At 60.9% G+C, this 24,582-nt stretch carries 29 protein-coding genes and 1 pseudogene; 17 read left to right on the forward strand and 13 right to left on the reverse strand.

Annotated elements, in window-relative coordinates; genetic code table 11:
• Window positions 1-5: 5 nt before the first annotated feature.
• The gene (locus tag QD408_RS24795; protein ID WP_190237529.1) at window positions 6-173 is read right to left on the reverse strand and encodes a hypothetical protein; all 168 of its coding nucleotides are present in this window, start codon (window positions 171-173) and stop codon (window positions 6-8) included.
• A 327-nt stretch (window positions 174-500) separates the two neighbouring features.
• Between QD408_RS24795 and QD408_RS24800 the strand changes: the two genes are divergently transcribed.
• Window positions 501-884: a VOC family protein gene (locus QD408_RS24800; RefSeq protein ID WP_088685233.1), complete on the forward strand. Its 384-nt coding sequence runs from the start codon at window positions 501-503 to the stop codon at window positions 882-884.
• Between the two features lie 25 nt (window positions 885-909).
• On the opposite strand, the gene QD408_RS24805 is transcribed toward QD408_RS24800, so the two are convergent.
• The 3 genes from QD408_RS24805 to QD408_RS24815 form a co-directional block, all read right to left on the reverse strand.
• Complete coding sequence (locus QD408_RS24805; protein ID WP_414141122.1) at window positions 910-1,440, reverse strand: dihydrofolate reductase family protein; 531 nt, start codon at window positions 1,438-1,440, stop codon at window positions 910-912.
• A gap of 121 nt (window positions 1,441-1,561) precedes the next feature.
• The gene (locus QD408_RS24810) at window positions 1,562-2,062 is read right to left on the reverse strand and encodes a GFA family protein (RefSeq protein ID WP_414141123.1); all 501 of its coding nucleotides are present in this window, start codon (window positions 2,060-2,062) and stop codon (window positions 1,562-1,564) included.
• 226 nt (window positions 2,063-2,288) lie between these two features.
• Window positions 2,289-2,954 (reverse strand): TetR family transcriptional regulator, encoded by a 666-nt coding sequence (locus QD408_RS24815; protein ID WP_414141124.1) that lies wholly within the window; start codon window positions 2,952-2,954, stop codon window positions 2,289-2,291.
• Window positions 2,955-2,999: 45 nt separating this feature from the next.
• Between QD408_RS24815 and QD408_RS24820 the strand changes: the two genes are divergently transcribed.
• From QD408_RS24820 to QD408_RS24830, 3 genes are all read left to right on the forward strand, one after another.
• Window positions 3,000-3,431, forward strand: coding sequence for a VOC family protein (locus tag QD408_RS24820; RefSeq protein ID WP_414141125.1), 432 nt, complete (start codon window positions 3,000-3,002; stop codon window positions 3,429-3,431).
• 440 nt (window positions 3,432-3,871) lie between these two features.
• A complete protein-coding gene (locus tag QD408_RS24825) occupies window positions 3,872-4,549 on the forward strand; it encodes a glutathione S-transferase family protein (protein WP_414141126.1) in 678 nt (225 codons plus the stop codon).
• 217 nt (window positions 4,550-4,766) lie between these two features.
• The gene (locus QD408_RS24830) at window positions 4,767-5,075 is read left to right on the forward strand and encodes a DUF982 domain-containing protein (RefSeq protein ID WP_414141127.1); all 309 of its coding nucleotides are present in this window, start codon (window positions 4,767-4,769) and stop codon (window positions 5,073-5,075) included.
• 64 nt (window positions 5,076-5,139) lie between these two features.
• On the opposite strand, the gene QD408_RS24835 is transcribed toward QD408_RS24830, so the two are convergent.
• The 4 genes from QD408_RS24835 to QD408_RS24850 all read right to left on the reverse strand — a co-directional run bounded on the left by QD408_RS24835 (window position 5,140) and on the right by QD408_RS24850 (window position 8,765).
• The gene (locus QD408_RS24835) at window positions 5,140-6,111 is read right to left on the reverse strand and encodes a DMT family transporter (RefSeq protein WP_414141128.1); all 972 of its coding nucleotides are present in this window, start codon (window positions 6,109-6,111) and stop codon (window positions 5,140-5,142) included.
• Between the two features lie 142 nt (window positions 6,112-6,253).
• Window positions 6,254-6,934: a redoxin domain-containing protein gene (locus QD408_RS24840; protein WP_088685239.1), complete on the reverse strand. Its 681-nt coding sequence runs from the start codon at window positions 6,932-6,934 to the stop codon at window positions 6,254-6,256.
• Window positions 6,935-7,024: 90 nt separating this feature from the next.
• The gene (locus QD408_RS24845) at window positions 7,025-7,408 is read right to left on the reverse strand and encodes a hypothetical protein (protein ID WP_414141129.1); all 384 of its coding nucleotides are present in this window, start codon (window positions 7,406-7,408) and stop codon (window positions 7,025-7,027) included.
• Between the two features lie 178 nt (window positions 7,409-7,586).
• Window positions 7,587-8,765 (reverse strand): AAA family ATPase, encoded by a 1,179-nt coding sequence (locus QD408_RS24850; RefSeq protein ID WP_414141130.1) that lies wholly within the window; start codon window positions 8,763-8,765, stop codon window positions 7,587-7,589.
• Between the two features lie 586 nt (window positions 8,766-9,351).
• On the opposite strand from QD408_RS24850, the gene QD408_RS24855 reads away from it, so the two are divergent.
• From QD408_RS24855 to QD408_RS24865, 3 genes are all read left to right on the forward strand, one after another.
• A complete protein-coding gene (locus tag QD408_RS24855) occupies window positions 9,352-11,142 on the forward strand; it encodes an ABC transporter ATP-binding protein (protein ID WP_414141131.1) in 1,791 nt (596 codons plus the stop codon).
• A 256-nt stretch (window positions 11,143-11,398) separates the two neighbouring features.
• On the forward strand, window positions 11,399-11,911 hold the full coding sequence (locus QD408_RS24860) for an AAA family ATPase (RefSeq protein WP_414141132.1): 513 nt from the start codon (window positions 11,399-11,401) through the stop codon (window positions 11,909-11,911).
• Between the two features lie 63 nt (window positions 11,912-11,974).
• Window positions 11,975-12,700, forward strand: coding sequence for an HAD family hydrolase (locus QD408_RS24865; RefSeq protein WP_414141133.1), 726 nt, complete (start codon window positions 11,975-11,977; stop codon window positions 12,698-12,700).
• Between the two features lie 73 nt (window positions 12,701-12,773).
• Here the strand turns inward: QD408_RS24865 and QD408_RS24870 are convergent, their stop codons facing one another.
• Both QD408_RS24870 and QD408_RS24875 read right to left on the reverse strand, forming a co-directional pair.
• A complete protein-coding gene (locus tag QD408_RS24870; RefSeq protein ID WP_414141134.1) occupies window positions 12,774-13,316 on the reverse strand; it encodes a methylated-DNA--[protein]-cysteine S-methyltransferase in 543 nt (180 codons plus the stop codon).
• Between the two features lie 15 nt (window positions 13,317-13,331).
• Window positions 13,332-14,756, reverse strand: a complete 1,425-nt coding sequence (locus QD408_RS24875) for an MFS transporter (RefSeq protein ID WP_414141135.1) — start codon at window positions 14,754-14,756, stop codon at window positions 13,332-13,334.
• A 15-nt stretch (window positions 14,757-14,771) separates the two neighbouring features.
• Between QD408_RS24875 and QD408_RS24880 the strand changes: the two genes are divergently transcribed.
• From QD408_RS24880 to QD408_RS24925, 10 genes are all read left to right on the forward strand, one after another.
• Window positions 14,772-15,425, forward strand: a complete 654-nt coding sequence (locus QD408_RS24880) for an AraC family transcriptional regulator (protein ID WP_414141136.1) — start codon at window positions 14,772-14,774, stop codon at window positions 15,423-15,425.
• 86 nt (window positions 15,426-15,511) lie between these two features.
• Window positions 15,512-15,766: a hypothetical protein gene (locus QD408_RS24885; protein ID WP_414141137.1), complete on the forward strand. Its 255-nt coding sequence runs from the start codon at window positions 15,512-15,514 to the stop codon at window positions 15,764-15,766.
• 255 nt (window positions 15,767-16,021) lie between these two features.
• The gene (locus tag QD408_RS24890; RefSeq protein WP_414141138.1) at window positions 16,022-16,189 is read left to right on the forward strand and encodes a hypothetical protein; all 168 of its coding nucleotides are present in this window, start codon (window positions 16,022-16,024) and stop codon (window positions 16,187-16,189) included.
• Between the two features lie 133 nt (window positions 16,190-16,322).
• Window positions 16,323-16,904, forward strand: coding sequence for a dienelactone hydrolase family protein (locus tag QD408_RS24895; protein WP_414141139.1), 582 nt, complete (start codon window positions 16,323-16,325; stop codon window positions 16,902-16,904).
• Window positions 16,905-16,950: 46 nt separating this feature from the next.
• Complete coding sequence (locus tag QD408_RS24900; protein ID WP_414141140.1) at window positions 16,951-17,715, forward strand: alpha/beta hydrolase family protein; 765 nt, start codon at window positions 16,951-16,953, stop codon at window positions 17,713-17,715.
• A 108-nt stretch (window positions 17,716-17,823) separates the two neighbouring features.
• Entirely contained in the window at window positions 17,824-19,317 is a 1,494-nt protein-coding gene (locus tag QD408_RS24905; RefSeq protein ID WP_414141141.1) for an FAD-dependent monooxygenase, read from the forward strand.
• 239 nt (window positions 19,318-19,556) lie between these two features.
• A complete protein-coding gene (locus tag QD408_RS24910; RefSeq protein ID WP_088685245.1) occupies window positions 19,557-20,558 on the forward strand; it encodes an ATP-binding cassette domain-containing protein in 1,002 nt (333 codons plus the stop codon).
• A 43-nt stretch (window positions 20,559-20,601) separates the two neighbouring features.
• A complete protein-coding gene (locus tag QD408_RS24915) occupies window positions 20,602-21,402 on the forward strand; it encodes an ABC transporter permease (protein ID WP_414141142.1) in 801 nt (266 codons plus the stop codon).
• A 5-nt stretch (window positions 21,403-21,407) separates the two neighbouring features.
• Window positions 21,408-22,211, forward strand: coding sequence for an ABC transporter permease (locus QD408_RS24920; RefSeq protein WP_414141143.1), 804 nt, complete (start codon window positions 21,408-21,410; stop codon window positions 22,209-22,211).
• Between the two features lie 683 nt (window positions 22,212-22,894).
• A complete protein-coding gene (locus QD408_RS24925; protein WP_414141144.1) occupies window positions 22,895-23,122 on the forward strand; it encodes a hypothetical protein in 228 nt (75 codons plus the stop codon).
• A gap of 82 nt (window positions 23,123-23,204) precedes the next feature.
• On the opposite strand, the gene QD408_RS24930 is transcribed toward QD408_RS24925, so the two are convergent.
• From QD408_RS24930 to QD408_RS24940, 3 genes and pseudogenes are all read right to left on the reverse strand, one after another.
• Window positions 23,205-23,390: a hypothetical protein gene (locus QD408_RS24930; protein WP_414141145.1), complete on the reverse strand. Its 186-nt coding sequence runs from the start codon at window positions 23,388-23,390 to the stop codon at window positions 23,205-23,207.
• 12 nt (window positions 23,391-23,402) lie between these two features.
• Complete coding sequence (locus tag QD408_RS24935; RefSeq protein ID WP_414141146.1) at window positions 23,403-24,053, reverse strand: glutathione S-transferase family protein; 651 nt, start codon at window positions 24,051-24,053, stop codon at window positions 23,403-23,405.
• A gap of 303 nt (window positions 24,054-24,356) precedes the next feature.
• Window positions 24,357-24,582 (reverse strand): annotated as a pseudogene (locus QD408_RS24940) (IS110 family transposase); the annotation flags it as partial.

The raw sequence follows: 24,582 nt of genomic DNA on the forward strand, positions 1-24,582 counted from the left end.
GCGGCTCACTCCGGCTTCCCATCGTCATCAGGGCTCTCGGCCTGGCGCTTGCGGCGCGAACGCAGATTGTCGAAACCCATATAGTGATCGGCATCCGATGTGTTCCATCGGCCGGCCAGATAGATGATCGCTATGGCCGCGGCGACGATGAGCAAGGCATAGATGATATCCATGCCCAAAATGTAGCGCGGGAAAAGTGACCGGAAAGCCGACCGCCTCGCAGCAGCCAGCTTGAGTTTGTCGACAGCGTCTCCTCCGTCATATCAGGCCTTGTGCCGAGCATCTGACCACGATAATTGGCTGGCTGGAAAAACACTTATTTTCAGTCACTTAACCGACAAGCGCAGATCCTCGGCACAAGGCCGAGGGTTTTGCAATGCGTTGCCGGTAGCTTCAAAAAGCACGCCCCACCTGCCCCGAGACGACCGTGAAGGCGGTTTCCCAATCGCAGGCCGGTCTGTTAAACTCGCACCGTTTTCTCCAGCCCTTGCGAGGCAGCCATGGCCGACGAGACAGTCAACGTGCGCTACATGGTCGAGAACGTCGAGGCGTCAATCGATTGGTATGTCGCCCATCTCGGCTTTTCCCTGATTTCCAAGCATGCCCCGGCCTTCGCGGACGTCAAGCGCGGCGCGCTGCGGCTGCTCTTGAGCGGCCCCGCAAGCTCGGCGGGCCGGCCGATGCCCGATGGCGAGCAGCCGGTTCCAGGCGGCTGGAACCGCATTCATCTCGTCGTCGACGATCTCGCGGCCGAGGTGGCGCGCCTGCGGGCAAGCGGCGTCCGCTTCCGCAACGATGTCGTCACCGGCCCCGGAGGCTCGCAGATCCTGCTGATAGATCCCTCCGGCAATCTCGTCGAGCTCTTTCAGCCCGCGCGGCAATAGCCCGCGCGGCAATAGCCGCGCAATATCAGTCGGGAACGTAAACCAGTCTGATCACATTCTCGTCGATCAGATCCTGGCTCAAAAGCCGCAGCGGCGGCCGGGGCGCGGCGAAATACGGCGCGCCGTGACCGAGCACGACGGGATGCAGATAGATGATATATTCATCGATCAGGCCAAGTTCGGTCAGGCTCCGCGCCAGGTTCGGGCCGGCAGCCTCGATCTCCCCGTCCCGCTCGGCCTTCAAGGCCCGCATCGCACCCTCGAGATCGCCCTTGACGAGCGTCGCGTTCGGCCCGACCGACGTCAGCGAGCGCGAGACGACCCATTTCGGCTGGCTCCGCCACGCCGCCGCGAAGGCGTGCTCGTCCGCACCCCATTCCGGATGATCCTCGTCCCAGTACCGCATGATCTCATACATTACGCGGCCATAAACACTGCCCGCCTGCTGCCGGGTGGACTCGATGAAGTGGCGAAATAGCGTCGGGCTCGGCCCAAACGCCATATGATCGACGTAACCATCCAGCGACTGGTTCATTCCGAATACGAGCTTGGCCATACCCACTTCCTTTCCCTGGAGCATACATCCGTGCGGAGGTTGTCAGCGTGTCCGAAGTTAGCGCGACTGCTTTTATTTTGCAATTGGTTTTGCACCACGGGCACAGCCGTGGGAATAGTGCTCAGCGATCCCGCTCCCTCGCCGCCCATGCGGCGGTGTCATGATCGGGATGCTGGTTGCTGCTCTTCTTGATCGCCGCCGCCCAGTCGGCGCCGTTGTTTTCGGTCGCACCGGTATTTTCCATATCGGTGATCGTATCGAACCACGCCACCATGTTTTCGGTGCAGGTATTGGCAAGCGGCGGGAAGGCGTGCGGATCGTCGAGCGAACCGATCATCAGGTTGGTGCGGCCGTTTTCGAGGTGGTGGAAAAACAGCGGCGTGCCGCAATTGGCGCAGAAACCGCGCTCGACGAGCTCCGAGCTCTTCCAGACATCAGGCTTGCCGCGTGTCCAGACGAGCGCATCATCGGGCGCGGCGACGAGCGCGGCAAAGGCATTGCCCGAGGCTTTCTGGCACATGCGGCAATGGCAGAGATGCGAATTGTCGAGCATTGCGGCCGCGTGGTAGCGCACGGCCCCGCACTGGCAGCCGCCGCTCACTTCCCTCTCGATGCGTTTCATTCTTCTCCTCCTCAAGAGATGATGCAGTGACGAGCCTTCGCCCTCACGCCTCTGCTGGTTCCTAGAATTCGAGGCCGCAACGAACCTCAAATTATTCGGCTGGAGGCGAACGAGCGTCTCGGCAGCTTTACGCCAAGAGCCGACATTGCACTTATGGATGGCCTCCTGTTCACAGAACATCAGCCACAACAGGCAAGGAGCCCAGACAATGTTTTGACTTGGCAGCCTAGCTATCCAGCGCCGCAAGGACAATCTTGTGCGCGTGTTTGAGAACGGATTTTAGCTCATCCGTGGAAGCCTCGACCAAGCCGAGTCCCTGGAGCAAAAAGATACCTTCAACGGCCAGCAATGCCTGACGGACGTCGGCAAGCTCCCCTGATTTCGATCGCAGCGGATCAAGCAACGCACGGTAAAGGCGTCGCACTGGCTCAAGCATGTCCGGGGCGTGAACCAGCGTAGTTATGAGAAAAGCTGCCATACGGGTCGAGGCGTCATCCTCATCCAGGGCCTCCTCAATATGCGCGAGGACCAACTCCACAGGCCCTGTCGGCGTGTCGGGGAGACGCCGACGCACCGCCTCCTGAAAGCGGGCGACTTCCCGCTCCAACGTGGCGTATATCAACTCATCCTTGGTCGCAAAGCTGTAGACGAGGCCACCTTTGCTAATTCCCGCCCGCTCGGCGACGGCATCAAGCGTTAGATTTCGGCCGCCGGAATCGAGGATGACGGCTTCCGCCGCGTCCAGAATCCTGGATCGTTCGATTTCCTTTTTCCGAGCCATTACAACCTCTTGATTTTCCGACTGGCCGGTCACATATAATTTCCGACTGGACAGTCGTAAAACGATTTCCGACTTTCCGGTCGAATTAGCACGGCGGTATCCGTGCTTCAAGTTTTCTCCCCAACCAACTCTTGGGACTTGATGAAAGGACCTAAAATGGAAAATCGTCTACCTGCCGCAGCGCTTGGTCACTTTGTTATGAAGGTGGCGAATGTCGAGGCGAGCTATGAATTTTATACCGGTTTGGGGCTGCGCCCCTTCGGCACATTTCCCGGGCTGGCGGTCGTCGAGCTTCGCGGCGGCACGCATATGCTGCTGTTTCAAAAGGACGATGATCGGGTTGCAACTTTGCTAAACAGCCACAACGGCCAGAGACCAGATTTCAGCGCCGAAAAAATAGATCTGATGATCGCGGGGCATGCCAAAGCGGATCTGGAACGCTATAGGGTTAGCCTGATCGATAAGGGATATTCACCGTCAAGCATCGCCGACGGTGAGCTCTACGGCCATCATTATTTCTCGCTGCTGGACCCCGATGGCAATGGGATCAGTTTTTACACAAGCCACAGCGGCGACGAGCCCGTTTGATATTCGGCCGCCGCCATTCGCAGCCGGGAAACTTCACTCGCAGCTGACTGGGCAGCGTCATGACCTAACTCCGTACGCGTCGAAAGTCCGCGTGCGGACGAACATTCCCAAACATCCCAAGCCGAATTTCACAAGGTCCGCTTTCGAGGCAGAGCCGTGTTTTCGAGTAGCCACGAGCACCAGCCTTCGCAGACCACTACATAGGGATGCAACTGTGGGACGAACGACCGATAACTGAGTTTCTGGCCATCGACTTATAACAGCAAAGGGCCAACAGGAGCCTAGCACTAGGCCTCCGAAAGCCGGATGCACCCTTTGGCCAAGGAGACAATCGGCCCAGCAAACCGATATAGTCGATCCCAGTACGACCCCCTGGATGGCCTCCCGGCACTCGGGAACGCTCACCATCGGCAGACCTGTAGTGAACGACGGAGAGCCCGATGTACATTCTTTTTGGTGGTGACTTCACCCGTGCAACGCTCGTTCAATGGGTTCTCGAAGAAGGCAAGATCGAATACGAACTGAGAAAAATCGACATTCTTAATGGCGAGCACCGTTCCGCGGAATTCTTCGCCATAAACCCGGCCGGTTTAGTCCCAGTGCTGATTACCCCGGAAGGCGACGCACTCTATGAGGCCGCCGCACTGATGCTGTATCTGGCTGACCGGCACCAGCTCACGGAACTGGCTCCTGCATCGACCGACCCGGACAGGGGGCATTTTCTCTCCTCGATATTCCATATCGCCGGGGATATACAATCCGAGATGAAGCGCTTCCATTTTCCGCACCGCTTTTCCCTGAGAAGCGAAGACAATGCCGGAATTCAGGATTTGGCAAAGTCGCTCGTCCTCAGCCGATTGAGCGTAATGAACACCAGACTGGCTCAAAGAGGTCCTTACGTACTGGGAACCCGATTTTCCCTTGCGGATTTTTATCTGAGTTTTTGGGTCGCATACCTCGACCGCGAAGCCGTATGCACGCAATTTCCGTCGATTGCCAGGCTTTATGATCTGGTTCGCACGCGCACCACCGCACTTCCGTATCTCGAAGAGACCGAGAGGATGGCAGACGCCTATGCCGAGATGATGAAACAGAATCCGCGCGGCGTCATTTACTGACCCGAAGCCCGCGCTGCTGCCCTGCTCGAATGGCAAGCGGCATGGGGCCCTCCGCTTCGAAAATGAGCCGAATGCAGCCATTCCCGCTCCGATATCTTCCCCATTCGACAGCCTCGCGTCCAAGCGGTGCTTTCACGATAAATTTCAATTCCAAATTACAAAATACGCGCGTATATTGAGTTTGGGGACAGAATACCCGTGCCTTGGGGGCGAGGACATGTGTTGGAATACCTCATCAGCATTCACGCCGGTTGGGTTCGCTTTGCGCGGCCCGAGATCTCGCAAGATCGTATGGACGCTGGGCGACGCGGCGCGTCTCCTGATCAACGACTGGCCTTGCGATGACGGCGAGGAATACGTCGCCGCCGTGAAAGCCTGCGTCGACGCATTGAGCGGCAAGATTGCCCCGGAGCAATTTCGGGAAGCGCTTCTGCGCGCGGCCGATGAGGCAGGTATCGCTGCCCTGTCGCTCGTGCCGCAGGCAGTGGCGGAGCAACGGCCGGCCCCTCCCTCAATGATGCGGTAATCGTCGGTTCGGACAACCGCCCACCTGTCGGAAGCCGTCACCGGGAAAGCCATTGCGCTCGTTCTCAGGCTTTGGTCGCCTCCGCTCCGGTCGCCGGTTTCAGCAGGATGATGAGAAGCAGGCCGGCGACGATGAGTGCTGCTCCTTCCAGATGATAGCGTTGCAGCTGTTCGCCGAGGATCAGGTAGGCGAGCACGGCGATGAAGATCGTCTGGATGTAAAGCAGCACGCCCGCCCGCGCCGCGCCCAAGGCCTCGATGCTGCGATTGAAGAGATAATACATGACCGCGCCGCCCGGGATCGCGACATAGCCGAGCGCGATGAGGCCGCTGGCATTCAGCGTCGAGCGCTCGTCGGAGACGAGCTCGAACAGGTAGAAGGGCAGCGCCGTCAGCACCGCCGCGCCGAGCAGCAGGACCAGTAGCGCAAGGCGATTGAGATCGAATTTCGCCCGGCGGAGCAGGACGGTATAGAGGCTGAAACAGAACGCGCCGGCGACGATCCACAGCTCTCCGGGATTGAGGTCGAGGCGCAGGAGCGCGGCCGGGCTGCCCTTGACGATGATGACCAAGATCCCGAGAAAGGCGAGGATCGATCCGATCACCTGCCAGCGCCCCATCGGCTCGGCCAGCATGAAACGGGCAAGGATCATGGTGATGATCGGGATCAGGGCGATGATGATGCCGGCGGTCGTGGCATCGGCATGTTCGAGGCCGACAAAAATCAGGCCCTGGCAGATCGCAAGCCCCATACCGCCGATAAAGAGCAGCTCGAGGCCGCGCGCCCGCACGAGCGCGGCCATCGCGCCGAAATGCCGGGAGACGATCGGCATCAGGATCGCCCAGGCGATCAGCACGCGCCAGAAGCAAAGCGCCCAGGGCGGCATCTCCGAAGAAACCCATTTCGCGGCGATATAGACGCCGGCCGACAGCAGCCAGCAGAAAATCCCCACGGAATAAGCGCCCGCAAGCGAACCGCCCGCCGCCCGTTCCGTCCCGACTGTGTCGCGATGGACCGCCAAGACATGTATCGCCATGGCCCAGTTATGCCACAATTCCCATGCGCTGCACAGATGGAGGCGGCGGGCCCCTCCTCCAATGATGCGGCAGTCGTCATTTCACGCGGCTCTCGCCTGTCGGCGTCAGCTTGCGACATACCGGCAGGCGGCTCGCTGCCGGTCAGCGTCCAAGCTCGCCCGCGGCGGCGATGATCTCCGCTGCGGTCGGGAAGATGCAAAGGCTGTTCGGCCCGCCCAGCGCCTCAATTCGTGCCCAGGCGATGGTGCCGTTCGCATCGACCAGGAAGTGGCCGACGAGCTGGGTAGCATGTTTCGCAAAGATCGCATGATCGGCTTCATCGAGTTCGAAGCCGTCCTTGGCGTTGAGCACCGAGTTGGCTTCCATCGGGTGCAGCGGTTCCGGCAACTCACCCGTGGGGTTGATGCGCGCCGCCTGGAACTGCGCCATCGTCGCGCGATAAGGCCATTCGGGCTGCTCGCGGCTCCCATCGGGCAGGAACTCGCCATGCGGCACGCCGTAGGCCCGATGCGTCAGGCAGTCCGGATCGCACAGCAGCGTTACCGGCGTCGGACGGTGGCGAAAATACAGCCGAGCGCGTTCCGCCGGCGTATTGATAACGGCCACGGTCTCCACCCCGGCAGCGCGCAGGGCGGGCTGTATGCCGGAAAGCTGCTCGACCTGACGCCGGCAAAACGGGCAGTGCAGCCCGCGAAAGAAGCCGATCAGGAACGGGCGCCCCCTCAAATCGGCGAAAGACACCATTCCATCGAAATTGGCCGCGGCGAGCGTAAAGGCGGGCGCGGTTTCTCCAGGTTGCAGCGGGCGCTTTTGGTCTCCCATGGAACAATTCCTTTCCCGCATCGTCTCAGGCGAAACGACCGAAATTCAACTATACCACTTGTCGGAGGAAGGTCGCGCGTATTCCGATCGCTACAGAACCCCGATACAGCGGAGCAGAGCTTGCAGTTCGGCTTCGACACCTGCCGCCCGCAGGACTGCGGCCCGATCAATGCGGCGCGCCAGATTGGCGCGGGTCATGGGCTTTTTGTATTCCGGCCATTCCTTTTCGAGCGCCTTGATCGCTCCCGGCGTATCGGGCGGGCGGTTGGCCGCCTTGCCCTCCAGATGGCGCAGCAGCACCGCCTCAAAACAGGGCCGTTGCCAGAGTATCGTGATACGGTTGTCGGCCGCGAGCTTGCGCGTCCGCTCGGCGCGCTGCGGATCGCGCTCGGCCTGGTCAAAATCCAAAAGCGCGAAGCGTTCCGCTGGCGCGCTGCGTTTCCTCTCAAGCAGCTTCAGGCGCAGCACTGCCATTTCGATACGCGACAGGGATCGCCGGTCCCAGGCCCTAATTCGTCAACGTGCAGGTGCACCGGCAAATTGGCATCGCGGACCAGATCTTGCAGAAAACCGGCATAACCGACTTCTGACGCGCCCTCGCAACCGATATATACCGGACGGCGAAGCTCTCTATATGGCGGACGACGACGGTTCATCCGAGATGTGGAACCCCGCCATATGCACCGCTCAAATATTTGCGGTAGTGGTTCTCGTCGCGGCGCACCTTCACGTCCATGAGGCTGTAAAAGTGACTGCGGCCCTGCCGGTCCTTCTCGCAGATCACGATTTCCTCCTTGTTGAGATCATCGAGCAGCGAGGCCGAATGGCAGGAAAGCCAGAGCTGTGCGCCGAATTCGTTACGCCCCGAAGTCGCATAGAACCAGCGCACCAGTTCAGGGAGAATGTTCGGGTGAATGGCCGCGTCCATTTCATCGATCACGGCGATACCCCCCGTGTCGAGCGCGCTCATGATGAACGGGAACATCTTGATAAAGGCCCGCGTGCCGTGGCTTTCCATCAGCCAAGGCATTTCGACCGCAAGCCCCGTGTGCTTGAACAGCAGCAGCGGTCCGCTGTCCGTATTCTGAAAACGCATCCCTTCCACGCCGACGTCAATGCGGCTTAGTTCATCCTTCAATCGCGAGACGACGTTGGGCTGGCTCTTCAGATAGTCGATCATGTCGCGATCGCCGAAGGAGTGCACGGGCTCGATTTGGAAGAAGGCCTTGCGCGCCATATCCACGAGAACTTGCGCGGTCGGGTGTTGGAATTTTGCAAACGATGACAATACCGTGTGATTGCCGGCGAGCGTCTTCACAAGATGTTGGAAACCCGAAAGGCTGAAGGTCTTGGAGTCCTTCACCCTGCCCTCGGCATCGCGCTCATAGACGCGCTGCCATTTCCCTTGGCCGTTCGGCTTCTGGCGCAACGCCTCGGACGCGATCCGCACCGCGAGCCCTTCCTTGAGTTCGATTTCCAGTTCGTAGCGGTAAGTGCCTTGCTCGACCTTTTCGCCGTTCGTGGCGCGCTGAAAGACTTCCGGCGTCAGGTTCATGATGCCGCCCAGCTCGATCGCAAACCGGATCGGCCGATTGGCGGATTCCACGTCGTTGAAACGCTCGATGCCAGCGAAGCCGGGCACCGTGCGCGCTACACTGTCGCGGATCATCGTCACGACGAATTCGAGCGCGCGCAGCACTGTCGTTTTGCCCGAGGCGTTCGCGCCATAGAGCGTGACGACCTTCGGCGCGCGCACGTCCGCACCCTCGAAGATGGGCGCATAACGGCCTTCAGGATCAGGCACCTTTCCATCGACCGTCAGGTCGAGCACCTGCAGATCGCGGATGGAGAAGAAGTTTTCGACCTCTAGCTTGTAGAGCATAGGATACCTCACTTATGCCTGAAATAGCATATTTAACGAGATTTCGTCAATAATACGATTACGCTCGCCTCGAGATCCGAGCTCATCTGCGATGAATGTCAGTTTGAGAACTCCCAGATCGCTACAGACGAGACATCAGTTGTGCAGAGCCTCGAAGCACAACGCCTCGTGCATTAATCACTCCAGGCCTCTCACCTTCCCCACTCCCCAAATTGTGTCGTTTCCGCATCACTTTCCGCCAGGTTGTAATTTCTCGCTTGGCAAGGCCGAAATGCTCAGCTACAAAACGCTCACCGCTTCAGATCGAACAACAGGGAGGCGTTGAATGACATCAGTGATCATCGAAACCTCCCGTGGAATGAACCGACGCTAGGTCATTTCCATTCGCGGCCCGCCTTAAGCGCGCCCGACATGCGGTTTTCTCTTTCTTCACAGCCCGATTGATCTGACGGGATCACTTCGTCTCCCGCCTGGGCTGTGCGCCTTTCAACTCTCTATTTGAGGACCGGCGCCGATATGGGCCGGGCTGTATTCAATGACGCGCAAGAAGCTCGATTTCCGTGCCGATGCCTATCGCCAGGTGCTCGGCTTTGTTTTTCATCATTGGAGCCACCGGCCTGCCTTGGTCGGCGCCATCATCGTGCTGGTGATTTCAAGCACGCTGGCCGAAGTCATGGTGCCGGTCTTCTCCGGCCGCATCGTCGATGCCATTGCCGGCGGCAATGCGCCCGACCGCGCGCTCAGCGCCTTCGTCGTCGTCGTGGTGCTCGGCTTCACCAGCGTCGCGCTGCGCTGGTTCATCTTCAACGGCATCATCCGGCTGACGCTGCGCACCATGGCTGACGTGGTCAACAACGGCTTCCATAAGGTGCAGCGCTTCTCCACGGACTGGCACGCCAACAGCTTTGCCGGCTCGACGGTGCGCAAGATCACCCGCGGCATGTGGGCGCTGGATTCGCTGAACGACCTGCTGCTGGTCGCCCTCCTGCCGTCGATCGTCATGCTGGTCGGCGCCAGCATCGTGCTCGGCAGCTATTGGCCGGTCATGGGCCTGATCGTCGCTCTGGGATCCCTGGTCTATATCGGCGCCACAGTAGCGCTTTCCATGGGTTTCGTGTCGCCGGCGGCAAGGCTTGCCAATGCCTGGGACACCAAGCTCGGCGGCGCGCTCGCCGATGCCATCAGCTGCAATTCCGTGGTCAAGGCCTTCGGCGCCGAGAAACGCGAAGAGGCGCGGCTGTCCCATGTGCTCGGCAAATGGGACAGCCGCACGCGCCGGACATGGAAGCGCGGCACCTTGAGCGGCACGATCCAGGGCTTCATGATGGTCACGATGCAGGCCGGCATTCTGGGAACGGGCCTGATCATGTGGCGGCAGGGGCTGGCGACCCCTGGCGACATCACCTTCGTGCTGGCGATGTTCTTCGTTCTGCAGGGGTATCTGCGCAATGTCGGCCAGGACATCCGCAACCTGCAGCGCGCCGTCAACGACATGGAAGAGCTGGTGCTGCTCGACAAGATGCCGCTCGGCATCGAGGACAGGCCGCACGCCGCGCCCATTGCGATCGATGAGGGCGAGATCGTCTTCGATCGCGTCACCTTCCAGTATGGCGCGCATCCGAGCCCGCTTTACGAGGACTTCTCGGTCACCATCAAGCCGGGCGAGCGCGTCGGTCTGGTCGGTCATTCGGGCTCGGGCAAGACGACCTTCGTCAAGCTCATCCAGCGCCTTTATGACGTGAACTCGGGCGCCATCCGCATCGACGGGCAGGATATATCAGCTGTCAGGCAATCGAGCCTGCGCAGCCAGATCGCCATCGTGCAGCAGGAGCCCATCCTGTTTCACCGGACGCTGGCGGAAAACATCGCCTATTCCAGGCCGAACGCCTCGCGGCGCGAGATCGAACAGGCGGCGAAACAGGCCAATGCGCACGGCTTCATCATGGACCTGCCCAAGGCCTATGAGACGATGGTCGGCGAACGCGGCGTCAAGCTCTCTGGCGGCGAGCGCCAGCGCGTCGCCATCGCCCGCGCCTTCCTCGCCGATGCGCCGGTGCTGATCCTCGACGAAGCGACCTCGAGCCTCGACAGCGAGAGCGAGGTGCAGATCCAGGAGGCGATGGAACGCCTGATGGACGGCCGCACCACGCTCGTCATCGCCCACCGCCTCTCCACGGTGCGGGCACTCGACCGCCTGCTGGTCTTCGACAAGGGCAAGATCGTCGAAGAAGGCGACCACCAGTCGCTGATCCGCCTCAACCACGGCATCTATCGCCGGCTGTTCGAACGCCAGGCGCTGGAACTGACCAAGGGACTGGTGGCGTGAGCCGAAACGCCGACTGACGGCCCCTTCTCCGTCGTCATGCTCGGGCTTGTGCCCCAAGCATCTGCAACCGGCCGATAGGGCAGCAGATCCTCGGCACAAGGCCGAGGACGACGCCGAGAGAAGGGTGACGGTTGTCGACAAATCGAAACGCGGGGGCTGATGCTCCGGCGTTCGGCCATCGATTTAAGCCATTTGCGGCCCTACGCATTTCGTGTTTTGTCCCATGCTCAAGTCATCTCAGAGGAACCCGGCACGGATGGAACACCTTCAGCGGATACTAATCTTCGGCAACGGTGGGACAGGCAAGACCTGGCTCGCCCGCAAAATCGGTGACATCCTGAAACGTCCTACTATCCATTTGGACGATGTCCGCTGGGTTCCCGGCCGATACGGCATCGCCCGAGACAATCAACTTGTTTTCAATGAAGTCGTGGAGGCCGGAAAAGCCGAGAGCTGGCTTATGGAGGGAGTATATGGATGGCTTGCCAACGCGGTTCTGTATCGGGTGACGACGTTGATTTGGATCGATTTGCCCGAGGAAGACTGCGTTGCCAATGTAACGGCCAGGGGCATTCAAGCGGCAGGCAGTGAGGAAAGCCTTCAAGAACTGATCGAGTGGGTGCGCGGGTATCGCCAGCGCGAAAACTCTTCGACCTGTTATTCGAGCCATAAGAAGCTGTTTGATGCACACGCCAATTCGAAAGTGATCCTCAAGAACAGGGCCGAGATAAACGAATATGCAGAGCACATACGAAGATCGCGGCTATGAAAGACACAGCGACGATGCGCCAGTTTCAGTCATCCGACTTCTACGATTGCGATGCATGAAATCATGGTGAGCGATGATAGGATTGAAGGGAATATGATGCTGCCTCAAATGCCGGCCGCCGTAATCTTTGATATGGACGGGCTTATTTTCGATACTGAAGCTCTTTACCAGCAAGCGTTTCAAGCAGCCTCAACCGCCGGCGGCCACAATCTGCCAACAACGCTTCTCCAAAGCACCATAGGGGTGCCCTGGGCCCAGTCCAGGCTTTCGTTCCTGGAACAAATGGGATCAGATTTCCCCGTTGACCAGTATGGAAGAGAGGTGACGGACCACTTTACGTCATTGGCTGCCACGCAACTGCGACTAAAGCCCGGCGTCGTTGAACTTCTCGATGTTCTTGATCAGCTCGAAATGCCACGGTGTATCGCGACATCGTCATCCCACTCGACAGTGCAAAGCCATCTGTCCGCTCACAACCTCGGGAGCCGCTTCGATGCGGTCATTGCGCACGGAGATTACGTCGCCGGCAAACCCGCGCCTGACCCGTTCATGGCAGCAGCGAAGGCGCTTTGTGTAGAACCCGCCCTATGCCTTGCATTGGAAGATTCCTTCAACGGGGTCCGTTCCGCCTCAGCGGCCGGAATGATGACCCTCATGGTCCCTGATCTCCTTACCCCAACACCGGAAATCCATTCCCTATGCACCGGCGTTGTCAACGACCTCCATGCCGTCCGCGAGCTGATATTAATGGCCTCGGTTGCCGGCAGCCAATTGCAAACATTGCGATGAGCGCAGCAAATCTTGTCCTGCTTTGCTTGGAGCATGTCGCGCAAAAGTGTGCAGCGACACACCGCGCCTCTCTTCAAACGAAGAGCGGCTTTACACCGCTTTCATGATCGAGGAGCCACCGTTTGCGCGGCAGGCCGCTCCCATATCCGGTCAAAGAGGCGTCCGATCCGATCACCCTATGGCATGGGACGACGATGTTGATGAAGTTCGCGCCGTTCGCGGCTCCCACTGCCCGGGTCGCGGTCGGGCTGCCGACGCGGCGGGCAAGCTCTGCATAGCTGATCGTCGATCCGGCCGGTATCAGGCGAAGTTGCTCCCAAACTTTAATCTGAAACGGCGTGCCGCTCATTTTCACCCGCAGCTTTGCAAGGGCGTCGAGTTCGCCATCAAAATAGGCCTCCAGGGCTTCGTGTGACGGGCTTCGCTTGCTGCTCACACGGTTTGCCAAGCCATCGGAGCCAAAGTGCCGCATCAACAGCCTGTCCATCCGCTCAGACATGTCTTCCCAATCCGCCAGGCGGAGCGTGCCATCTTCCTCGCTGAACAGGAACAGAGTTCCGATCGGCGTGTGCAGATGCTCTGCGAGAAGTCTCACTTTCTTCACACACGGCTTCATGGAAACCTCGCTCCGTCACGATTTCAACTCGCGCACGTTCGGGAGAAATATCGCGAGGACGCCGACGGCCGGGAGAAAGGCGCAGACATCGAACACGAAGATGATGCCCTTCCAGTCGGCCAATGCGCCAAGCATCGCCGCGCCGATGCCGCCAATGCCGAAGATGAATCCGAAGAACAGACCCGACACCATCCCAACCCGTCCCGGCATCAACTCCTGGCCGTAGACGACAATTGCCGGAAACGCGGAAGCGAGCACGAAGCCTATGACCGCGCTCAAGGCGACGGTCGGGACGAGACCGACATGCGGCAGAAGCAGCGTGAAGGGCAGCACGCCCAATATGGAGACCCAGATCACCAGCTTCCGGCCGAGCCTGTCGCCGATCGGCCCGCCGGCAATCGTGCCGGCCGCAACCGCTCCAAAGAACACAAACTGGTAGACTTGCGCGTGCTGGGTGCTCAGCCCGAACTTTTCCATCAGATAGAAAATGTAATAGCTGGTGAAGGCCGCGAGGTAGATATATTTCGAGAAAAGCAGCGCGATCAGCACCGCCATCACGGCCGAGACCTTTTTCCGGGACAGGGTCGAATGTCGCGCCGCCGCACCGGCTTTCGGGCGTCCCGCATGGCCGTTCTTCTTGTACCAACGTCCAAGCGCGGTAAGGATGATCATGCCCGCCAGCGCTGCCAGAGCGAACCAGGCAAGGCCGTCTTGTCCTCTGGGAAGGATGATGAATGCCGCGGCGAGCGGGCCGACGGCGGAGCCGAAATTTCCGCCGACCTGGAACAGGGACTGCGCCAGCCCATGCGACCCACCTGAAGCCAGACGCGCTATCCGCGAGGTTTCAGGGTGGAAGATCGACGAACCGATCCCCAGCAAAACGCCGCCGATAAGAAGAACCTCGTAGCTGGGCGCATAGGCAAGCGTGATCAGGCCGAGCATGGAAGACGCCATGCCGGCGGGGAGCGAATAGGGCATTGGCCGCCGATCCGTGTATGCGCCGATGAACGGCTGCAACAGCGATGCGGTCAATTGGTAGACAAAGGTCAGGATGCCGACCTGGGCGAAAGACAGCGTGAAATTGCCTTGCAGGATCGGGTATACGGCAGGCAGAAGAGCCTGCATCATGTCATTCAAGAAATGACACAGGCTGGCTGCTCCCAGGACGGAGAATACTGCTGTTTCGGCCTTGGCTGGCGGCGTTGCTGTAGCGATCGACACTTCACGAACCTCGATGTGGAGGTGAGCGGGTTGCTCCCTTTTGCCTTCCAGTTTAAAGCTCCGGGACGTACCCATCCACCAATGTTGGGCCGCAATATTACGAAAGTAGGCCACGGCATGGGCAGCCCCCGCATTGACAGGGTCGATCACCTTCCACGGCAGGTCATTGGACTGGCGCACGATTACACCGACGGCTTCATCATCGATCCCCACGAACACCGGCGCGGCCAGCTGATGAACGCGACTTCAGGCCTCATCGTCCTGACGACACCGGAAGGGAAGTGGGTCATGCCGCCTCATCGCGGCATGTGGATTCCTGCGGGCGTGCAACACAGCGTTCGAGCCGTGGGGCTTGTCCGGATGCAAAGCCTCTACGTCGAGACGGCTCGTGCGGAAGGCATGCCGAGCCACTGTCAGGTCCTGGAGATCACCGGTTTCATGCGGAGCCTCATCGGTGAGGTGGTCAAATTATCCCTTGATGTCGAGGCTGACGGTCGCGACTCCACACTCATGGATTTGGCCCTGTACGAAATGGCGCGGCTTCCGAACCTGCCGCTGTCTCTGCCGTTCCCCTCTAACGAGCGGCTGGCAAAGAAATGCCGCGCGTTTGTGGGGGAGCCGAATATCCATCAGACGACGGATGACTGGAGCAAGGAACTTGGAATGAGCAGGCGCGCCTTCACGCGCCTGTTCCGGCAGCAGACCGGCCTCAGCTTCGTCGCCTGGCGGCAGCAAGCCTGTCTGCTTTCCGCTCTACCGCAGCTTTCTGCCGGCCAGTCCGTCACATCAGTGGCGATGGAGCTCGGCTACGAGAACCCGGCCGCCTTCACCATCATGTTCAAGCGGGCATTCGGAAAGCCGCCCTTGGCCTATCTCGGCCTGCGCTGAGCTTCATGCCGACCAAGACCCGTTCAGTCTCCACCCTTGACGAAATTTGTAAAACTCGTATTTTACAAAAAAGGAGACTGCTAGTCATGGCTCAAACTCTAAGAGTTCCAGCGACTGAGTTTGCTCGTAAATTTACGACATTCCGTGAACAGGTACAGACGGCGGGGGTGATTGAGATCACAGCTCATAACCGTACGATCGGCGCTTTCCTGTCCGCAGCCGAACTCGAGCACTATCAGACCATGAAAAAGCGCGAACGCGAAGTCATTCGTGTCAGCGAAATGGATGACGAAACCATGGCGCTGATCGCAAGCGCTGAATACGGCAAAGCGTCCGAGTGAATTACCCGACTCCGGTTCCGGGCCTCGTCGTCCGATACAATTACCTTTGGGATAAGGAAAAAGGCGAAGGCCTGACCCTGGGAAGCAAGGACAGGCCTTGTGCCATTATCCTGTATCATTCGAAGAGCAATGATACGATCGTCGTGCCGATTACGCATTCCCCCCCCCGAACTCGGCGAGGAGGACCTGTCTATTGAGGTTCCACCGGAGCTTTGCAGTCAGCTTGGTTTGGATGATGCCGCCAATTGGGTCCGCGTGAGCGAGGTCAACAGATTCGAGTGGCCCGGCATTCACCTTCGCACGCTCCCCTCGAATCCGAACCGCTACGACTACGGCATGATCCCTCCGGAATTCTACGAAAAGATCAAGGCCAAGCTTTATGAGGCAATGATGAAGGAGCGCGTGCCGTCTGCCAAACGCTAAGTGGGTGGCGATTGCAGTCATTGCCCGCATTCAGAACGTTGATAATATCCCCGAGCACATTGGAGCGTTCGATGACCAGCAGGCGCCGCGCCGGCTGCGCTCCGCACCCAACCACTCCACGGAGGCTCCCCATATGGCCGAAGTCCTGCTGTTCCACCATGCCCAGGGGCTGACCCCCGGCGTGCGCGCCTTCGCCGATGAGATCAGCGCCGCCGGTCATATCGTGCACACGCCTGATCTGTTCGGCGGACGCACGTTCCCGAGCATCGATGAGGGCCTCGCCTATATCGGCGAGATCGGGTTCGAAGAAATGCGCGAGCGCGGCGTCCGCCTCGCCGGCGATCTGCCGCCCGGGCTCGTCTATGCCGGTTTCTCCTTCGGTGTGCTGCCGGCGCAGAAGCTGGCGCAGACACGGCCCGGCGCCCGCGGCGCCCTGCTCTTCCACTCCTGCCTGCCGATCAGCGGCGAATGGGCCTTCGGTCCCTGGCCGGAGGGCGTCCCGGTCCAGATTCACGGCATGGACAACGACCCGATCTTTGTCGGAGAGGGCGATATCGAAGCCGCCCGCGAGATCGTCGGCAAGGTCAGGGATGCGGAGCTTTTCCTCTACCCCGGCGACCGGCATTATTTCGCCGACAGCTCGCTTCCCTCTTACGATGCCGATGCGGCAGCACGCCTCACCTCCCGCGTGCTGGATTTCCTGGCCCGCGTCTGATCATCTCGCGCCTTGGCTTGAGTCCATTCCCGAAAGGCGGCCCCGCATGAGCGCTTACCCCGTGACGCGACATCTGATCGATCGAGGCGATGGAGCGGCCGTCGAGCTCTTTCAGGCGACGCCCGCCGACGCCGCGCCCGCGGGCGCGATCCTCTTCGTCCACGGCAACCAGGGCGGCCTTCTTCTCGGCGCGAAGGAGTTCGTCGATAATGGCGCGCTGGCTCGCTTCTCGTCCCGCCTGAACATCACGGCGGCAGCCGTCTCGCAGCCCGGCTTCGGCGCTTCGGATGGCCCTGCCGATTTCTGCGGCCCCTCCACCCAGCAGGCTGTTATCGCCGCCCTCGCCTTCCTGAAGCAACAGCCCGCCATCGATCCCGAGCGCATCGTTCTCTACGGCAACAGCCGAGGCGCCGTCGCCTCGGCAATGGTCGCCGCCCGGGTTCCGGGTCTCCGTGCCGTCATTCTTTCGAGCGGCGTCTATGATCTCGAAGCCGCATTCAGAACCAGTCCGCCAGGCTTGCGGCGAGCGATCGAAAGCGAGGCAGGCCCGTCGAAGCAGGCCTTCCTGGCGCGCTCGGCCCTGCACCATGTCCAGGATATCCGGGCCGAAACCCTGCTTCTGCACGGACGGCACGACGACCGCGCTCCCGTCGCCCAGGCAAAAACATTCTCCGCCGCCCTCGCCGACGCCGGAGTCCCGGTCAGCCTCAACGTCTTCGAATGCGGCCACCGTATCCCGCGCGAATATTCCCAGGCGGTTCTCCGGCCGTTCCTGGAGGGGATCTTCCGGCCGGTCGTAACTTATCATTAGGATCGCATGGCCGCTTTTGGCCGAGTTTCCGAGGCACTGCAGAAAACTATCCATTGCCGATAGCGCCCCGAGCCCTACGTCCTAGGACCGCCAGGGAGGATTTCGCCGATGACCAAACATGCAGTCGTAATCGCAGGCGCCGGCCCGACCGGCCTCACGCTGGCGGGCGAACTGGCGCTGGCGGGCATCGACGTCGCCATCGTCGAGCGCCGCCCGGACCAGGAGCTTTTCGGCACGCGAGCTGGCGGCCTCAGTGCCCGCACGCTCGAGGTTTTCGATCAGCGCGGCATCGTCGACCGCTTCCTTGCGGCAGGGCAAGTCGCCCAGGTCACGGGATTTGCGGTCACTCGCCTCGATATCAGCGATTTCGCGACCCGGCATAATTACGGGCTGGCGCTGAGGCAGAAGCATATCGAGCGCATTCTGGCCGGCTGGGTCGGCGAGCTCCGGGTGCCGATCTATCGCGGCCGCGACGTCACCTCTTTCACTGAGGACGACACCGGCGTCGCGATCGAACTCTCCGACGGCGCCTCGCTCGGGGCACGTTATCTCGTCGGCTGCGACGGCGGCCGCAGCCTCATCCGTAAGACGGCCGGCATCGCCTTCGAAGGATGGGATGCGACGACAGGCAATATCCTCGCCGAAGTAGAAATGGCGGAGGAACCGCCCTTGGGCGTCCATCGCACCGACCTCGGCATTTATGCTTTCGGCCGGGAGGAATATGAAATCCGCGACGGCAGGGTCATCTTCGCCAGCGAAGGTCCGGTCGGCCTCATGGTGCCCGACAGCAATGTGGGCGCCGCGACCGAGCCGGCGCTCGATGACCTCAGGCAAGCCCTCATCGCCGCATTCGGAACGGATTACGGCATCCATGGCCTCAAGTGGATCTCCCGTTTCACCGACATGTCGCGCCAGGCGGCGGCCTATCGCAAGGGCCGCGTCTTCCTCGCCGGCGATGCCGCCCATGTGCATTCGCCGGTCGGCGGACAGGGCCTCAATACCGGCGTGCAGGATGCCGTCAATCTCGGCTGGAAGCTCGCCCAGGTGGTAAAAGGCATCTCGCCCGATACCCTGCTCGACACCTATCACGCCGAACGGCATCCGGTAGCAGCCCGCGTGCTGCGCACCACGATGGCGCAGGTCGCCTTGCTACGGACCGACGACCGCACCGAAGCCCTGCGCGACATCGTGACCGAGCTCCTGACCATGGACGAACCACGCAAACGCGTCGCCGCCGAAATGTCCGGCCTCGCCATCCGTTACGACCTCGGCGAAGGCCACCCCCTCCTCGGCCGCCGCATGCCCGACCTAGATCTCACCACATCCGACGGCCCGACGCGCTTCTTCACACTGTTGCACGATGCCCGACCGGTTCTGCTGAACCTCGGCGCACCAGGCAGCCTCGGCGTCACGCCCTGGGCGGACCGCGTCAAATCGCTTGACGCCTCATATGGCGGTCCATGGGAACTCCCGGCGCTCGGCCCGGTCCCCGCGCCATCGGCGGTCCTGATCCGGCCCGACGGATATGTCGCCTGGGTCGGCGACGGCACGCAGAGCAGTCTTCCTCAGGTCATAAACAGCTGGTTCGGGCCACCTCGCTGAAAAGTGAGGTCAAAGAACCGCAATCCTCGTCATGGAAGGCATATGCCGGCAATTGACCGGTTCAATCGTGGCTAGCAATTGTCTTCGTCCTGGACTGGCAGCATCGCAATTGAGAGATAAAAAGCTCCGCCGAACCGCCATGCGCTCAACTTGCCCTTGCACGAATCCCACATCGCGCTAGCCTGCGTTCCCGACCCCTGCCCCTGCCGAGTCGGCTGTTTCATCCTTGGGGAATAGACATGACGGCTTTGATCGAGGCCCGTGGCGTCAGCAAGCGCTTCCGGCAGCATAAGCGATTTCCCGGTCTTCTCGGCGCCTTCAAGACGCTGGTGACGAGCGAATATACCGAGGTGGTGGCCGTTTCCGACATCGGCTTCGATATCGATGCCGGTGAAGCCGTCGGTTATCTCGGGCCGAACGGCGCCGGCAAATCGACGATGATCAAGATGATGACCGGCATTCTGGTGCCGAGCGACGGCACGGTTTCCGTGCTCGGCCGCACGCCGCATCTCTCGCGCATGGCCAACGCCCGCGAGATCGGCGTCGTCTTCGGCCAGCGCAGCCAGCTCTGGTGGGACCTGCCGCTGATCGACAGTTTCACCCTGCACCAGCGCATCTATGATATCCCGCCCGCCCGCTATGCCGATAATCTCCGGCATTTCAGCGAGCTGCTCGATCTCAAACCCTTCCTCGATCGCGCCGTGCGGCAATTGAGCCTCGGCCAGCGCATGCGCGCCGAGATCGTCATGTCGCTGCTGCACGATCCGAAGATCCTCTTCCTCGACGAACCGACGATCGGCCTCGACGTCGTCGCCAAGGATGCCGTGCGCCGCTTCCTCGCCGAGATCAACCGCGAGCGCGGCGTCTCCATCATCCTCACCACGCACGACCTGCAAGATATCGAGACGATCTGCCCGCGCCTCATCATGGTCGATCACGCCAGGCTGATCTTCGACGGCGAATTGAGAAGCCTGCGCGCCGCCCTCGGCTCGGCCCGCCGGCTGACGCTGGAATTTGCGAGCGACCCCGGCCCCTTGCATCTGAACACCGCCTCGCTCGTCAGCGACGAGGGCCTGCGCAAGAATTACCTGATCGAGCGCGAAGACGTCTCGCTGGTGCGCATCCTCTCGGAGGTCGGCGGCGATCGCGGCCTGAAGGACGTGGCGCTGCACGAGCCCGATATAGAGGAGGTCATCCGCACCTTCTACCAGCGCCGCAATGCGAGGGCCAAGGCGTCATGAGCGCTTATCTGGCTTTCGCGCGGAGCTCTCAGGCGCCCACACCATGAGCGCTTACTTCGCCTTCGCACGCAGCGCCTTTCATGCGCAGCTCGCCTACCGCAACGAGGTCTGGGCCAATATTTTCGGCAAGCTGGTGCAGGTCTTCGCCCGCGTCGCCATCTGGCTTGCCGCCTTCGCCGGCATCGGCAGCAGCGTGGTCGACGGCGTCTCGTTGCAGCAGATGGTGACCTATGCCCTGCTCGGCGGCGCGGTGATGGGCGCCACCCGGCCCGAGCGTGTCATCAACGAGATCGGCCGCTCGCTGAAATCGGGCGATATCTCGGTCTGGCTGCTGAAGCCCATCTCCTACCCGCTCTATCTCTTCGCCAATGAAAGCGGCTCCTTCGGCTATCGCCTGATGACCCAGGTGATCCCGACGATTGCCGTCACCGCGCTGTTTTACGGCATGCTGCCGCCGGCAAGCCTGTTCGATGGCGCGATGTTCCCAGCCTTCTGGGCGCTGTCGTTCATTCTCATCTTCCTGATGTCGGCACTCTTCGGCCTCATCGCCTTCTGGCTGATGACGAGCTTCTCGCTGGACTGGATCCTCGGCGCCCTGCTGCAATTGTTCTCCGGCCTGCTGGTGCCCTTCTGGTTCTTCCCCGAGCCCTTGGCGACGATCGCCCGCCACCTGCCTTTCGCCTGGGTGGTCTATTATCCCAATGCCGTCTATCTCGGCCGGCTCTCGGTCGCCGATGTCTGGTTCCATTTCGGCCTCGGCCTCGCCTGGGCGGCTCTCTTCCTGGCGGGCGTGCTCTGGCTGTGGCGCTCAGCCTCCACCCGCATCACCGTGCAGGGAGGCTGATCCCCATGATCCTTCACCACATCCGCGTCATTCCGCTCCTGGTGCGCATGTACATAAGATCGCAGATGGAATATCGCGGCGCCTTCTGGCTCGATCGTCTGGCGCAGATCCTTTCCTATGGCAGCGTCTTCGCCACCATCGGCATCCTGCTTTCGCGCTTCGATACGTTGGGCGGCTGGACCTGGCCGGAGCTCGCTCTGCTCTACAGCTTCCAACTGCTCGCCTATTCGCTCGGCGCCGCGATGAGCTTCACCCAGCTGCGCGACCTCGAGGAGCAGGTGCGCCTCGGCACTTACGATGCGCTGCTGGTCAAGCCCTTCAGCCCCTGGGTCTACCTGATCTTTTCCGGCCTCAACATCGGCTATGCCGGCCACATCATCCTGGCCGTGCCGCTGATGGGCTGGGCCATCCTCTCCGTCGATTTCGCCTGGACGCTGCCTTCGGCGCTCTTCTTCATCGCCGCACTTCTGAGCGCCACGCTGCTGACCGCCGCCCTCATCACCATGATCGGCGCCACCGCGCTGATCTGGGTGCGCTCCAACCACCTCTTCTCGATCTTCTTCGGCTTCTGGGAATTGATGCGCTATCCCCTGAACATCTTCCCCGGCGCCATCCAGCTCACCCTGCTCACCGCCGTGCCGCTCGCCCTCACCAGCTCCGTCCCCGTCGGCGCCCTCCTCGGCAAACCCATCCCCATCCTCGGCCCCTGGGCCGAAGCCACCTCCCTCGCGGCCGGCCCGCTCTGGGCGCTGCTCGCCATGGCCTATTGGCGATATGCCAACGGCAAGTATCAAGGTGCGGGCGGGTGATGAATTTTCTCGGATTGCTCAAATCGATGATCGGCATTCGCAGGCGGCACGCGAATGCGAAACATTTTGCCAAATCAAGTGGCCGACGTCCTGCCGTGCAGCCCCCTCATCCGCCTGCCGGCACCTTCTCCCCGCCGGGGAGAAGAGACGTGTAGCAGCGTCTCGCCTTATTCTATTGCCGTCCTTGAAGAATGCGTGGCGGGGATGCCCCGAGTCTCTTCTCCCCAGCGGGGAGAAGGTGCCGGCAGGCGGATGAGGGGGCCGCACGGCACACCCTCTTCATTCCTGCACCCTCAGGGCTTCTCCACCCCATGTTGGGACTTTGGTCCAACTAGCTCTAATCCCGGAATGATTTAAGATCGGCCTGTCCTTTGAAAAAAGGGCGCGGAGGAGGCCTGGCATTGAGATTGTGCCTCTGCGTAAGCCAGGCTTCCCCCCGATTTCGCCGATACGATCCGGCGACCCGTTCCCCCAAATTTCCAGGCGACATCAGGATCGCGGCAGGCTGGCGATGACGCGCGCCGCATGACCGTGGACCTGTTTCGTGGGAATACAAGCCAAAGCGGCGGAGGGCCGATAAGTTCCTTGTCGGTCCAGTTATGCCGTTCGTTGGGGGCTTTCTTGACAACGCAGGAAATTACGCCGAACCGTGCATCGACATTCAAGCGCGCGAGTGGCAATGCATGGTGCAGGTATCAAATCCCCAAGAAGCTTTCCCTGAGATAGCAACCGTCGCAAATCCGGCGGTTTTCTTCGATGGCGAGGATGCCCTCCTTTGCTATGAAGCCTTCGGCCGGACGGGAAACAGCAACGTCGTTCTGAAGTTCAGCGACGTTATCGATCTTCGGATAACGCCCGAGCCGGTACGCGAGGCACCGCACAAGACATTGAGGGATTTTTTGCGCCACTAACCACGGAACTTGCGATTGGGGTCAGCCGAAGGGGCTTGCCGGCAAATAAGTCTCTTCAAAGAAGCGGCCTCCACAAAGCCATTCAGCCTTTAGGCTCGTCTTCAAGATCTTCGGATCCGGATGACTTGTCCTGAGGCGACCAGGTGTATCTGAGCTCTTTCCAGCTCTTTTCCCATTCCAGAATCCATCGGCCATAGGGCGCGATTTTCAGCAGTTCCTCGCGCTCCCGCCGCGCTTTTTCCCTTTCATCGCTCACTGCAAACTCCAATCCAGGCTCCGCTCACCCACCCGACGCCGCCGTAAAAACCGCAAGCTGAGCGGCAAAGGCGCGCTGATATGCCGGCCGCGCCTCGCCGCGGGCGACATAGGCCGAAAGCGTCGGAAATTCCGCCAGGAGATGCGATCCCTTCAGCCGCAGCAGCACCGTCACCATCAGCAGGTCGCCGGCGCTGAAGGCGCCGTCCAGCCAGTCGGCATCGCCGAGGCGGCGGGAAAGATCGGTCAGCCGTTTGCGGATCGTGGCTTCGAGGGCGTTGAGGCGGTGCTCATACCAGGGCTGGTCGCGCTCCAGGATCGTGGCGAGCGCGCGGTCGAAGATCGGCGGCTCTATCGTGTTGAGCGCGGCAAACATCCAGGCGATCGCGCGCGCCCGGGCGCCGGCATCCCCAGGCAGCAGGCCCGCATGGCGCTCGGCGATATGGAAGACGATCGCCCCGGATTCGAACAGCGCGAGATCGCCCTCCTCATAAGTCGGAATCTGCCCGAAAGGCTGAAGCGCCATATGCGCGGGCTCCCTCATCGTCTTGAACGTGACGAGGCGGACCTCATAAGGCTCGCCCGCTTCCTCGAGCGCCCAGCGAACGCGCATGTCCCGCGCCAGCCCCCTGCCGCGATCCGGCGATTTTTCAAATACGGTGATGGTAATGGTCATTGTCGTTCTCCATAGCTGGCCCGCCTTGAAGACGGCCGGCCGAGCCCCGATCCGACATCGCGGCCGGAATAGGATAGCTTTCGAAGCATGAATTCAAAGATATGACGGAAGGTTCTGCCGTGCAGCCCCCTCATCCAGCTGCCGCCACCGACCTGGGTGAGCCACGGGTCTCACCCGTCCTTCGGACCCCCGCTGGGGCGAAGGAGTTATGCCGCGAGGCCTCACTCCCAATCTAAGCGTTTCATATGGTTACAGCCCTGCGCCCCTGGCTCCCCTTCTACCCAGCGGGGAGAAGCGCAACCATTAAGCTGAAGACCTTTGCGGCGGGGGATTTTTTACCCACGGGGTTTGGCGTTTGAGGACTGTGTTGGCGAAGATGATAAGTTTGCGCACACATGCAATGAGGGCCGTTCTGTGGGCTTTACCTTTTTCGACGAGGCGTCTGTAGAGCGCCACCAGCACCTCGTTCCAGCGCTGCGACGCCGGTAAGGCGGCATTGAACAGCGCTCTGCGCACGCGCGCCCGGCCG

Source organism: Rhizobium sp. BR 249 (assembly GCF_047445895.1).
Lineage (GTDB): Bacteria > Pseudomonadota > Alphaproteobacteria > Rhizobiales > Rhizobiaceae > Rhizobium.